10 protein-coding genes are annotated in these 12026 nt (G+C 72.0%); 4 read left to right on the forward strand and 6 right to left on the reverse strand.

Annotated features, from left to right (window positions below):
• Window positions 1–139: 139 nt before the first annotated feature.
• Entirely contained in the window at window positions 140–838 is a 699-nt protein-coding gene (locus F7R91_RS09510) for a glycoside hydrolase family 75 protein (RefSeq protein ID WP_150946538.1), read from the reverse strand.
• Between the two features lie 388 nt (window positions 839–1226).
• On the opposite strand from F7R91_RS09510, the gene F7R91_RS09515 reads away from it, so the two are divergent.
• Together F7R91_RS09515 and F7R91_RS09520 are read left to right on the forward strand one after the other, a co-directional pair.
• Complete coding sequence (locus F7R91_RS09515) at window positions 1227–2237, forward strand: fibronectin type III domain-containing protein (protein ID WP_408056023.1); 1011 nt, start codon at window positions 1227–1229, stop codon at window positions 2235–2237.
• Window positions 2238–2424: 187 nt separating this feature from the next.
• Window positions 2425–2961 (forward strand): hypothetical protein, encoded by a 537-nt coding sequence (locus F7R91_RS09520; RefSeq protein ID WP_150946539.1) that lies wholly within the window; start codon window positions 2425–2427, stop codon window positions 2959–2961.
• 12 nt (window positions 2962–2973) lie between these two features.
• On the opposite strand, the gene F7R91_RS09525 is transcribed toward F7R91_RS09520, so the two are convergent.
• From F7R91_RS09525 to F7R91_RS09535, 3 genes are all read right to left on the reverse strand, one after another.
• Complete coding sequence (locus F7R91_RS09525; RefSeq protein ID WP_150946541.1) at window positions 2974–3525, reverse strand: PadR family transcriptional regulator; 552 nt, start codon at window positions 3523–3525, stop codon at window positions 2974–2976.
• Window positions 3526–3567: 42 nt separating this feature from the next.
• Window positions 3568–5583, reverse strand: a complete 2016-nt coding sequence (locus F7R91_RS09530; protein WP_150946543.1) for an NADPH-dependent 2,4-dienoyl-CoA reductase — start codon at window positions 5581–5583, stop codon at window positions 3568–3570.
• Between the two features lie 100 nt (window positions 5584–5683).
• The gene (locus F7R91_RS09535; RefSeq protein ID WP_150946545.1) at window positions 5684–6052 is read right to left on the reverse strand and encodes a hypothetical protein; all 369 of its coding nucleotides are present in this window, start codon (window positions 6050–6052) and stop codon (window positions 5684–5686) included.
• Window positions 6053–6381: 329 nt separating this feature from the next.
• On the opposite strand from F7R91_RS09535, the gene F7R91_RS09540 reads away from it, so the two are divergent.
• Window positions 6382–8469, forward strand: coding sequence for a SpoIIE family protein phosphatase (locus tag F7R91_RS09540; protein ID WP_150946547.1), 2088 nt, complete (start codon window positions 6382–6384; stop codon window positions 8467–8469).
• A 138-nt stretch (window positions 8470–8607) separates the two neighbouring features.
• Here the strand turns inward: F7R91_RS09540 and F7R91_RS09545 are convergent, their stop codons facing one another.
• Complete coding sequence (locus tag F7R91_RS09545) at window positions 8608–9987, reverse strand: RNA-guided endonuclease InsQ/TnpB family protein (RefSeq protein WP_150946549.1); 1380 nt, start codon at window positions 9985–9987, stop codon at window positions 8608–8610.
• A gap of 160 nt (window positions 9988–10147) precedes the next feature.
• Here F7R91_RS09545 and F7R91_RS09550 point away from each other — a divergent pair, with 160 nt between their 5' ends.
• Entirely contained in the window at window positions 10148–10906 is a 759-nt protein-coding gene (locus F7R91_RS09550) for a hypothetical protein (RefSeq protein ID WP_191971417.1), read from the forward strand.
• 54 nt (window positions 10907–10960) lie between these two features.
• Here F7R91_RS09550 and F7R91_RS09555 read toward each other — a convergent pair whose 3' ends face one another.
• Window positions 10961–11794: a putative protein N(5)-glutamine methyltransferase gene (locus tag F7R91_RS09555; RefSeq protein ID WP_150946551.1), complete on the reverse strand. Its 834-nt coding sequence runs from the start codon at window positions 11792–11794 to the stop codon at window positions 10961–10963.
• Between the last annotated feature and the right edge of the window lie 232 nt (window positions 11795–12026).

The following is a 12026-nucleotide window of genomic DNA, read 5'->3' on the forward strand; positions in this document are numbered from 1 at the left end:
GCCCGCCACAGGGGTGCCCCTCGACCATTCGCTCGGCCCCCGCCCCCGTCGCGGCACCATGGGACACAGATGGGCTGACACAGGTGGTCTTACACAAGTGGTCTGACACGCTTTCAGCGGCCTTGCGGGCGAGGACGGTTCACCGGCTGCGCACGAACTGCCGCGCCAGCCGCTCCCCCGCCTCCACGGCGGCCGCACGGTCCTCGACCGGCGTCACCCGCGAGTCCTTGAAGACGATGTAGGTGACCTCGGAGGCCGTGCCGCCCCGGCGCGGGCCGGGGCGGATGCCGAGCGCCTTCGCGGTGGCGTAGGACGCCTCGCCGATGACGTCGTACGGCCCGACGTCCCCGACGACCGCGTACACCACCCGGTCCTCGTGGACCACGGCCGCGACGGAGCCGCCGCGGACCGAGTCGTCGTGGTACTTCCAGATGTCACTCGGGGCGGGCACGACGATATACGGGAGGCGTTCGGCCTTCAGCGGGCGGCCGTCCGACTGCTCGTAGGCCGTGGAGCCGGAGAACGACGGGTCGGTGCGGCGGTTGCAGCGGGGGCCGGGCCGGCCGTCGCAGTCGATGTCCAGGTCGGCCTTCCAGAAGACCGCGTCACGGGTGCCGCACACCGGGATCCGCGCGGACGCGCCCGCGTCGCTCCGGTAGCGGCCGCGGGACACGGGGGTGCACTCACGGACTCTGGCCAGCAGGTCGGCGGCGCGTACGTCGCTCTCGTTCCGGGCCGCCGGCTCCTGGGGGACAAGGGGTCCTGCGACGGGCGGCGTCGGGGGCACGAGCAGGGCGGCGGCGCCTGCCACGGCCAGCGTCAGCGACGGGAGATGCACGATGGTGGCCCTCTCCTCGGGGACATGTCGGCCCCATCTGTTCCCGTTCCGGGCGTCCGGCCACGGTCAGGGGGCCGTACGGCCCACATCGCCAACCTCCGGCAGGGGCCGGGGGCCTGAGCCCGTGTCAGCTCGGGCCGCCCGGCCGCCCACGTCCAGCGCGGGAACAGCGACGACAGCGGGCCCGCGCCCCCCGGCATGAACTCCCCAGCTCTCAGGGAGAGTTCAGCCATCAGGAACCTCAGCATACGTAACTTCTCCGGTGACCGGCACGCGACCGCCCTCTTGATGCGATCGCCCGGACCGCGTCATATTGGTCCGGACCATTGCCGCCGTGCCGCCCCCGGGAGGCTGAGCCGTGCGACGCATTCCCGTTCTCCGTGCCGCATTGCCGCGCCGCGCCGCCGTGGTCCGTTCCGCCCGTCCGCGCCGCTTCGTTCTTCTCTGCGGGGCACTCGCCCTGGTCGCGTCGTGCGCGTCGAAGGGCGCGGACGACGGTGAGGGCGGCAGGCTTCCCGCCGCGCCCGGGGGTGTCACCGCCGCGGCGGGGAGCGCGACGAGTGTGCATGTGATGTGGAACGCGGTGTCCTCGTCCGCTGGCATCAGCGGCTACGAGGTGTATCGCGGCACCACGAAGGTGAAGGACGTACCGGCTGCGCAGCACATGGTGGACGTCACCAGGCTGAGTCCGTCCACCACCTACGTTTTCACCGTGCGGGCCCGGGACGGAGACGGCCGGCTGGGGCCGGGCAGCCGGGCGGTCCGCGCCACCACCCCCGCGGCGGCGACCGCGGACCACTCGGCACCGACACCTCCGGGCACATCGCGGGGCCGGGTGATCGGCAGCCGGGCCGTGCAGCTGTCCTGGTCGGCGTCGACGGACGACCGGGGCGTGGTGTCGTACGACATCCATCAGGGCGCCACGAAGATCCACAGTGTGGGTGGGAACCAGACCGCGGCCGTGGTCACGGGGCTGCGGCCGGGCACCCGCTACTCCTTCAGCGTGCGGGCCAGGGACGCGGCCGGCAACGTCTCACCCCCCGGTGACACCGTCCGGCTGACCACCGCGCCCGGCTCCGACGACGGCCGGGGCACCGCGCCCACCCGGTTCCGCGCCACGACCCACCGCGCCGACGGGGCGTACTACATCGACCTCGCCTGGGCTCCACCGCGTACGGACGGCGTGGTGACGGAGTACCAGGTCCACCTCGACGGCCGTCCGGCCACCTCGCTGGTGTACGGCGGGAGCGCGCCGCGTGACCGGGCCGCGTACAGCTTCTACCTGGGAGGGGACAGCGGCGTCACCCACCGGGTGCGGATCCGCGCCAGGCTCCCGGACGGCACCTGGGGCGGCTTCTCGGCGGAACGGACGGTGACGACGGGCACGCCGGGCGGCTGACCCCCGTCACAGGGCCGGATCCGGCCCGGACTCCTCCGGAGGAAGGAATCCGTCACCTGCCCGGGTGTCCTCCGCATGCGGGCCGGTCCGCGAGCACATTGGCTTTCCCCGAGGCAGCACGGGCGTTCCCCGATCCTCGGCGGCGCAAGGGATGTACCGCCAACCGTGCCGCCGGAGGGCAGTCCACATGCGCACATCTCAGCCACTCCTCCGCACCGGCCTGACCGCGGCAGCCGCCGCCGCGCTGCCGCTCACCCTGATGGCCGGGCACGCGTCCGCGGGCCCGGGCATCTCCGTGAGCACCAACGGGTCCACGGTCTCGGTCACGACCAGCGCGTGCACCCTGATCAACGGCAGCTTCGGCAACGCCTCGCTCCTCAACAGCAGCCAGGTGAACTTCTCGCAGGGACGCCAGGCGGCACTGACGGGGTCGAGTTCCCTCCAGTCCGCGGGCTGGTCGAACGTGAGCCCCGGGACGTACACGGTCGTCGTGGTGTGCTCCAACGGCAGCACCGCGGGCACCCAGTCGGTCATCGTCTCGCCCGTCTCCACCCCGACGATCTCCGCCACTGCCTCGCCGTCCCGCGGTGTCATGGGCGGTCTCGGCGGCGCCGCCAAGGACTACGGCACCCTCACGCTGGTCGGGGGCGGGGCACTGGCCGGAATCGGTGTCCTGGCCGCGGCGTGGTTCCTCCGGCGCCGCTCGAAGCCGTACCGGCTCTGAACGCGGCCGCCGTCAGGCGGTGTCACCTTCCGGCAGGACGGCGAGCTCGTCCACCGCGCGCGTCAGCCACTGCGTCCAGAACGTCTCCAGGTCGATGCCCGCCTGCAGCACCAGGTGATGCAGGCGGCCCTGGGGAGTGTCCTTGCCCGGCGGGAAGTCGCGCCTCTCGATCTCCTGGTACTCGGCCAACTGCCGCCGGTGCAGCTCCAGATGGCGGCGCAGATCGGCCTCGATCCCCGCGGTTCCCACGACGGCCGCCGCGCGCAGCCGCAGCAGCATCACGTCCCGCAGCGGCTTGGGGTCCTGGGACGCGCCGGTCCAGCGGGCCAGTTCGGCGCGGCCCGCGGGCAGGACCTCGTAGCTCTTCTTCTGCCCGCGGGCCGGCTGCTCGGCCGGGAGGGTGCGGATGTAGCCCTCGGCCTCCAGCTTTCCCAGCTCGCGATAGATCTGCTGATGCGTCGCCGACCAGAAGTAGCCGATCGACTTGTCGAACCGGCGGGTCAGCTCCAGCCCCGACGACGGCTTTTCGAGCAGGGCGGTGAGGATCGCGTGCGGGAGTGACATGGGGGCCATCCTAGGGACGCGGGGACGGCCCTCGGAGCGGCCTCACAGTGCCGCCGCCAGCTCCGTGCCCTGCTTGATGGCGCGCTTGGCGTCCAGCTCGGCGGCGACATCGGCGCCGCCGATGAGGTGCACGCTGCGACCGGCGGCGAGCAGCGCCTCGTACAGATCGCGGCGCGGCTCCTGACCGGTGCACAGCACGATGGTGTCGACTTCCAGGACCGTGCTCTCCTCACCGACGGTGACGTGCAGCCCGGCGTCGTCGATCCGGTCGTAGCGCACGCCCGGGACCATGGTGACGCCGCGGTGCTTGAGCTCGGTGCGGTGGATCCAGCCGGTCGTCTTGCCGAGGCCCGCGCCGACCTTGGTGGTCTTGCGCTGGAGCAGGTGGACGGTGCGCGGCGGTGCGGGCCGCTCGGGGGCGGCGAGGCCGCCGGCTGCCGCGTAGTCGGTGTCGACGCCCCAGTTGCGGAAGTACGTCGCCGGGTCCTCGCTCGCCTTGTCGCCGCCGTCGGTGAGGAACTCGGCGACGTCGAAGCCGATGCCGCCCGCGCCGAGGATCGCGACCCGGTCGCCGACGGGGGCACGGTCGCGCAGGACGTCGAGGTACCCCACGACGCTCGGGTGGTCGACGCCCGGAATCTCGGGGGTCCGCGGGGTGACGCCGGTGGCGACGACGACCTCGTCGTAGGCGGAGAGGTCCTCGGCGCTCACCCAGGTGTTCAGCCGTACGTCCACGCCGTGCTCGTCGAGCTGGTGACGGAAGTAGCGCAGCGTCTCGTCGAACTCCTGCTTGCCGGGGACCTTGCGGGCGACGTTGAGCTGGCCGCCGATCTCGCTCGCGGCGTCGAACAGGGTCACCTCGTGGCCGCGGCCGGCCACCGAGACGGCGCAGGCGAGCCCGGCGGGTCCGGCGCCGACGACGGCGACGCGCCTGCGCAGCCTGGTCGGGGACAGCACGAGCTCGGTCTCGTGGCAGGCGCGCGGATTGACCAGGCAGGAGGTGATCTGCCCGCTGAAGGTGTGGTCGAGGCAGGCCTGGTTGCAGCCGATGCAGGTATTGATGGCCTCGGGACGGCCGGCCGCCGCCTTGGCGACGAACTCGGGGTCGGCGAGCATCGGGCGGGCCATCGACACCATGTCCGCGTATCCCCCGGCGAGCAGTTCCTCGGCGAGTTCGGGGGTGTTGATGCGGTTGGTGGTCACGAGCGGGACCGACACCTCGCCCATGAGCCGCTTGGTGACCCAGGTGTAGGCACCGCGCGGCACCGAGGTGGCGATGGTGGGAATGCGGGCCTCGTGCCAGCCGATGCCGGTGTTGATGATCGTCGCGCCGGCGGCCTCGACGGCCTTGGCGAGCGTGATCACCTCGTCCAGCGTCGAGCCGCCCGGGACGAGGTCCAGCATGGACAGGCGGTAGACGATGATGAAGTCGTCGCCGACGGCCTCGCGCACCCGGCGGACGATCTCGACCGGGAAGCGCATGCGGTTCTCGTACGAGCCGCCCCAGCGGTCGGTGCGGTGGTTGGTCTGCGCGGCGATGAACTCGTTGATCAGGTAGCCCTCGGAGCCCATGATCTCGACGCCGTCGTAGCCGGCCTGCCGGGCGAGGCGGGCGGCGCGGGCGTAGTCGTCGATGGTCTGCTCGACCTCGGCGTCGGTGAGCTCGCGGGGCGGGAACGGGCTGATCGGCGCCTGGAGGGGGCTCGGGGCGACCAGGTCCGGGTGGTAGGCGTACCGGCCGAAGTGCAGGATCTGCATCGCGATCCGGCCGCCCTCGCGATGCACGGCGTCGGTGACGGCCCGGTGCTGTTCGGCCTCCGCGTCGGTGGTGAGCTTCGCCCCGCCCTCGTACGGCCGTCCGGCGTCGTTGGGTGCGATGCCGCCGGTGACGATCAGGCCCACTCCCCCGCGCGCCCGGGCGGCGTAGAACTCCGCCATCCGCTCGAAGCCGCGCTCGGCCTCCTCCAGGCCGACGTGCATCGAACCCATGAGGACGCGGTTGGGCAGGGTGGTGAAACCCAGGTCGAGCGGGCTGAGCAGATGCGGGTAACGGCTCATGGCAGGCCTCCGTGCGCGGTGTCGTCCCCTCTGTTCTAGAGGACCGCACCCCGTTTATGCAACTAGTTGCACAAGCAGGCCCGGGGTGATGTGCGCCAGGTCACCGGCTTTCCAGCAGGACGTGCAGCTCACGCTCCTGGTCCCCGGAGGCCGAGGAGAGGTCGCGCACGGCGAACAGGTCGTCCAGCGTGGCGCGGAGCCGCTCGATCGCCCAGTAGCCGCCCTGCGCGTCGGCCTCGACGGAGGACGAGAGCCGGGCCGGGCGGGGGCACTCGTGCGCGTCGGTGACTTCGAACGTGCCGAGCCACACCATCGGGCGGGTCTCATGCAGCTGCTGCGGCACCTCGTCGGCGCCCCGGTCGGACTCGAAGCACGTGCACAGCGCGTCGAACACGATCCGGGCGTCCTCCTTGCTGCACCCGCTGATCTCGACGGAGACGGGCTCCTCGTGCAGTCGCTCGCGGTCCATCGTCGCTCCTCTCATGGGCGGTGGCGCGGGACCGCGGGTTCCCCGCGAACCACACCACACCCCCAGAAAAGCACCACTTTCCGGGTGGGCACCACCCGCTGCGCCGACCGATCACTGTCAGCGGAAGGCGGACAGCACCGAGGGACACCATGATTTTTCAGCCGCACCACTTCGCCGGAAGGCCGTCACCGGTCGAGAGATGGTGGAAGAGTGCGATGGAGGCGTCGCAGATGCGCCTGAGCGCGGTAGAACAGTTGAGCGCGATGGAACAAGGGCAGCCGGCACGGGGGAATGGCGTGCCGCGAGGACGGTCGGAGGCGGTGCGAGGCATGAGTGCAGCCGGGATTCCCGTGCCCGAGGGCGAGGGGCCCGTGCGCGGCGTGGCGGGGCCGACCGGGCTGCTCGACGTGCTCGGCGTGGCCTCGGTCGTCCTGGACACCGACGGGCGGATCGTCCTGTGGAGCCCGCAGGCCGAGGAGCTGTTCGGCTACACGGCGCAGGAGGCCCTCGGCGAGTTCGCGGCCCGGCTGATGATCCACGAACAGCACGTCGACCTGGTCGTGAAGCTGTTCGCCGACGTCATGGAGACCGGAGAGGGCTGGGCCGGGGCGTTTCCCGTCCGGCACAAGGACGGCAGCACCCGGATCGTGGAGTTCCGCAACATGCGGCTGCTGGACGACCACGGCGACGTCTACGCCCTCGGCCTCGCCGCCGACCAGTCGACCGTACGCCGGCTGGAACGGGACGTGGCGCTGTCCACCCGGATGGTCGCCCAGTCCCCGATCGGGCTGGCGGTCCTCGACACCGATCTGCGGTACGTCTCGGTGAACCCGGCGCTGGAGCGGCTCAACGGCATACCGGCCGGTGAGCACATCGGCCGGTCGATCCGGGAGGTCCTGCCGCACCTCGACGTGGACGCCCTGGAGGCCGCCGCACGCCAGGTCCTGGCCACCGGACAGCCGCTCATCGACCAGCACACCGTGGGCGTGACCCCGGCCGATCCGGACGACGAGCATGCCTGGTCGGTGTCGCTGTACCGGCTGGAGGACGCGCTCGGAAACGTGCTGGGCGTGGCCGGCTCGGTACTCGACGTCACCGACCAGCACCGGGCGGGTGTCGAGGCGGAGGCCGCGCGCCGGCGCCTGGCCGTGATCGCGGACGCCTCCGCCCGGATCGGCACCACCCTGGACCTGGAGCGCACCGCCCGCGAGCTGGCCGGGGTCGCGGTGCCGGAACTCGCCGACACCGCGGCCGTGGACCTGCTGGACGCGGTGGTGGAGGGCAGACGCAGCATCCTCGGCCCCGCAGAACCGGCGGTGATCCGTTCCCTGGCCGTCACGGCGGACCGCTCCCCCGACGTGCTCCGGGCGGCCGCCCCGCCCGGACACGTGGCCCGGTACGACCCCGACCGGCTCGTCACCGAGTGTGTGCGCACGGGCAGCCCGGTCCTGGTGGCCCAGGTCCGGCCCGCCGACCTGCCCCGTATCGCGCGCTCCGCGGACGCGGCCGACTTGCTGGCCCGGGCCGGCGTCCACTCGTATCTCGCCGTGCCCCTGATCGCGCGCGGCGAGGTGCTCGGCGCCCTCGAACTCGGGCGCACCCGCAATCCGCTGCCGTTCACCGAGGACGACCTGCTGCTGGCCCGTGAGCTGGCGGCCCGCGCGGCCGTGCAGATCGACAACGCCCGCTGGTACCAGAACGCCCGCGACACCGCCCTCACCCTGCAGCGCAGCCTGCTGCCCAGCCATCCGCCGGTGACCGGCGGCCTCGAGGTCGCCTCCCGCTACCAGCCCGCGGGGGCCACCGCGGAGGTCGGCGGCGACTGGTTCGACGTGATCCCGCTGGACGGCGGCAAGACCGCCCTCGTCGTGGGCGATGTGATGGGCAGCGGTATCAATGCCGCCGCGACCATGGGCCGGCTGCGCACCGCGACGAACACCCTGGCCTCGCTCGACCTCGATCCGGCCCGGCTCCTGGAACACCTCGACAAGATCACCGAGGGGCTGGACCACTCCATCGCCACCTGTGTGTACGCCGTCCACGATCCGCAGCTGCGGCAGTGCCGCATCGCCAACGCCGGACATCTGCCGCCGGCCCGGATCCGCGTCGGCGGCCCGCCGGAGTTCCTCGAACTGCCCACCGGGGCTCCACTGGGCGTGGGCGGCGTCGCGTTCTCCACCACGACGGTCGACCTCGAACCCGGCGACCGGCTCGTCCTCTACACCGACGGACTGGTCGAGACTCGGCAGCACCCTCTCGACGAACGGCTGAACGCGCTGCTGGACCTCCTCGGCGGCCCCGACCGTCCGCTGGAGGAGCTGTGCGACATGCTGCTGCGCACCCTGCACCAGCCGGACAACGCCGACGACGTGGCACTGCTCGTCGCCCGGGTGCAGTCGCCGGGTCAGGAGGGGTGACGGTCCCGGTTCACCGAAGCATTCACAGGAACTGATTACTGGTTCCTTATCTGCCGCATCCCACAATCACAGTAGGCATGGCAGAGAGATGCCGGGCGCCGTGGGCCGATGGGAGCGAGCCTTGACTTCCTCTCCCGCCTAAGGGCGGGGGATTCCAGCGGTCGCCCGCTGGGGTTCCTGCTTCACCGACGACTGCCCCGTCCGGGAGGACTCCCGTTGAGGTCTTACACCGTCTCCACAGGCAGACGCCGCCAGCCCGGCGGCCAGGATGTTACGTGCCGCGTTCACGTCGCGGTCGTGCACGCTGCCGCAGTCACACGTCCACTCGCGGACGTTCAGCGGCAGCTTCGCCGCGACCGTGCCGCAGGCCCCGCACAGCTTGCTGGAGGGGAACCAGCGGTCGATCACGACGAGTGTGCGCCCGTACCAGGCGCACTTGTACTCCAGCATCATGCGCAGGTCCGTCCAGGCCGCGTCGGAGATGGCGCGCGCAAGCGTGCCGTTCTTCAGCAGGTTGCGGACGGTGAGGTCCTCGATCACGACCGTTTGGTTCTCACGGACGAGTCGAGTGGTCAGCTTGTGCAGGAAGTCGCGGCGCCGGTCGGCGATCCGCGCGTGGACCTGGGCGACGCGACGCCGGGCTTTCTCCCGGTTCGCCGAGCCCTTCGCCTTGCGCGACAGATCCCGCTGCGCGCGAGCCAGCCGGGCGCGGTCACGGCGCTCGTGCTTGGGGTTGGCGACCTTCTCCCCGGTGGACAGCGTCACGAGGGAGGTGATCCCGGCGTCCAGGCCGACAGTCGCATCGGTGGCGGGGGCCGGGGCGATGGTGTCCTGGCACAGCAGGGACACGAACCAGCGGCCCGCGCTGTCACGGGACACGGTGACCGTTGTGGGCTGCGCACCCCGTGGGAGCGGACGCGACCAGGACAGCGTCACGAGGGAGGTGATCCCGGCGTCCAGGCCGACAGTCGCATCGGTGGCGGGGGCCGGGGCGATGGTGTCCTGGCACAGCAGGGACACGAACCAGCGGCCCGCGCTGTCACGGGACACGGTGACCGTTGTGGGCTGCGCACCCCGTGGGAGCGGACGCGACCAGCGGACATCCAGGGGATCCGTCATCTTCGCCAGCGTCAGTTTCCCGTCGCGCCACGTGAAGGCGCTGCGGGTGTACTCGGCCGACGCGCGGGACTTCTTCCGCGACTTGTAGCGGGGGTATTTGGCCCTCTTGGCGAAGAAGTTGGCGAACGCCGTCTGAAGATGACGCAGCGCCTGCTGGAGCGGGACGGAGGACACCTCCGAAAGGAAGGCGAGTTCCCCGGTCTTCTTCCACTGCGTCAGCGCTGCGGACGACTGCACGTAGGAGATCCGTCGCTGCTCGCCGTACCAGGCTCGTGTGCGCTGCTCCAGCGCCTTGTTGTAGACGAGGCGGACGCAGCCGAACGTGCGGGACAGCTCCGCTGCCTGCTCGTCCGTGGGGTAAAAGCGGTACTTGAAAGCCCGCTTGACCTGCTGCGTCATGCCTCACACCCTATCAGATTCCGTGTGAGCCAAGGGTGTCGACCGGTGGACGGTGGACGCCGAATCGCCCTGCCGGCGATTCGACTGTTCTGCCCTGCTCCGCAGGAGCTTCGTTTCCTCCCCGGCCTGAAGGCCGGGGTATCCACGAAGGAGAGCCTCGATGACCGACGATCCGCACCAGGAAAGCAACGTGGGCGGCGAGCCGACCGCCCGGCCCTCCGACCCGCCGTCCGTTCCGCACCCGGACACGGACCGGGAGGTGATCACAGGTCCTGGAGGCTCGCCGGGCCCGGGCCTGAGGCAGCTGTGGCGACGCCGGTCCGTCCGGGCGCGGGCGGTGGCCGCGGCGGCCACGGTCGTCGTGCTGGCCGTCGGCGGCGTGGCCTACGCCGCGAGTTCGGGCGGCTCGGGCGGCGGGCCCGGGCCGGCGGCCTCCGGCTCCGCATCACCGTCACCGGGCGGCCCCGGTGAACGGCACGGCCACGGCATGTGGTTCGGCTTCGGCGGCGCCGGCGTCCATGGCGAGGCGACCGTGAAGGATCGTGACACCGGTGAGTGGGTGGTACGGATCTGGCAGCGGGGCACCGTCGAGAAGGCGGACGGCGACCAGGTCACCGTCAAGAGCGAGGACGGGGCCTCATGGACGTGGACCGTGTCCGCGGACACCCGCGTGTTCGGCGACGGCACGCCGGACAGCGGGGCGGACGCGCTCACCAAGGGCGAGACGGCGTACCTCGTCGGCTCCCGCTCCGACGACGGCACCAGGACCGCCACACACGTCCTTTCGGGCACCTGGAAGGACAAGGGCCCGGACAGCCCGGACGACGACTGGCGCGACCGGCTCCCCGGCCACGGCCCCCGGGACTGGCGCGGCCCCGACCCCTCGGCGAGCCCGCAGGACAGCGGCGCAACGGCCTGACCGCGTTCACGGATTCCGTGCCCCGGGGTCGGAGCGTCCTCAACAAGGCAGCGGTCAGGCGCCGTTGGGGGGCATGGCGCCGATGACGACGTTGGTGCAGAGCTCCTCGGAGACGGCCAGACGTGCCGTCAGCCCGCTGCGGGTGAAGGCGTCGAGGGCGGCATCCGCCTGGCGTTCGCTCGTCTCGACCAGCAGACGGCCGCCGGGAGCGAGCCAGCGGGGTGCCTCGGCGGCGACCCTGCGCAGAACGTCCAGGCCGTCCGTGCCGCCGTCGAGGGCGGCCCGGGGCTCGTGATCGCGTGCCTCGGCCGGCAACAGTCCGACTTCGGCGGTGGGGACGTACGGCACATTGGCCGCCAGGATGTCCACACGGCCGCGCAGCCGGGCGGGCAACGCCTCGAAGAGGTCACCCCGGTGGACATGCCCGCCGACGGCGGCGACATTACGGTCGGCGCAGCGCACGGCGACCGGGTCGACGTCGGCCGCGTGCAGTTCGACGGAGCCGAGAGCGGCGGCCAGCGCGGCACAGACGGCGCCGGAGCCGCAGCACAGGTCCACGACGACGGACGCGTCCGAAGCCAGGGCGAGGGCCTGTTCAACGAGGAACTCGGTGCGGCGGCGGGGCACGAACACACCGGGGGCCACCGCGATCCGCAGCCCGTGGAACTCGGCCCAGCCCAGCACGAGTTCGAGGGGCTCGCCGGTCACCCGGCGGTCCACCAGGGCGGTCAGCTCGTCCGGGGTGCGGGCGGCGGCCAGGATCAACCGCGCCTCGTCCTCGGCGAAGACACAGCCGGCGGCACGCAGCGCGGCGACGACCCGTTCATGGGACGGGAGCGACGGGGGTGAGGAGGGCGACGAGGGCGACGGGGGAGAAAGTGGAGGCATGGAAGCCGAGAGCCTTTCGGGAGCCGAAGGGCGCTCTCGCGGACACCTACTGCCGGTGAGCCGCGCCGACGTGAGGTGAGAGCACCCGACCTGACACAGCGGTAATGGGTCTCACCTCCTCGGACTCGGGGGCTGGGGCGGTCCGCAGCCGGACGGCCACCCTACACCTGCACGCGGCCGCGCCAGGGCCGACCGCCCGGCCGCGCGCCACGTCATGGCCAGCACCGAGGGC

It is taken from the genome of Streptomyces luteolifulvus, assembly GCF_008806595.1.
GTDB classification, from domain to species: Bacteria; Actinomycetota; Actinomycetes; order Streptomycetales; family Streptomycetaceae; genus Streptomyces; species Streptomyces luteolifulvus.

What these genes read in the sequence shown, in the direction of transcription:
- F7R91_RS09550 (WP_191971417.1), top strand. Translation starts at nt 10,148, where the DNA reads ATGACCGACGATCCGCACCAGGAAAGCAACGTGGGCGGCGAGCCGACC.
- F7R91_RS09520 (WP_150946539.1), top strand. Translation starts at nt 2,425, where the DNA reads ATGCGCACATCTCAGCCACTCCTCCGCACCGGCCTGACCGCGGCAGCC.
- F7R91_RS09530 (WP_150946543.1), bottom strand. Translation starts at nt 5,583, where the DNA reads ATGAGCCGTTACCCGCATCTGCTCAGCCCGCTCGACCTGGGTTTCACC.
- F7R91_RS09545 (WP_150946549.1), bottom strand. Translation starts at nt 9,987, where the DNA reads ATGACGCAGCAGGTCAAGCGGGCTTTCAAGTACCGCTTTTACCCCACG.
- F7R91_RS09535 (WP_150946545.1), bottom strand. Translation starts at nt 6,052, where the DNA reads ATGGACCGCGAGCGACTGCACGAGGAGCCCGTCTCCGTCGAGATCAGC.
- F7R91_RS09525 (WP_150946541.1), bottom strand. Translation starts at nt 3,525, where the DNA reads ATGTCACTCCCGCACGCGATCCTCACCGCCCTGCTCGAAAAGCCGTCG.
- F7R91_RS09555 (WP_150946551.1), bottom strand. Translation starts at nt 11,794, where the DNA reads ATGCCTCCACTTTCTCCCCCGTCGCCCTCGTCGCCCTCCTCACCCCCG.
- F7R91_RS09540 (WP_150946547.1), top strand. Translation starts at nt 6,382, where the DNA reads ATGAGTGCAGCCGGGATTCCCGTGCCCGAGGGCGAGGGGCCCGTGCGC.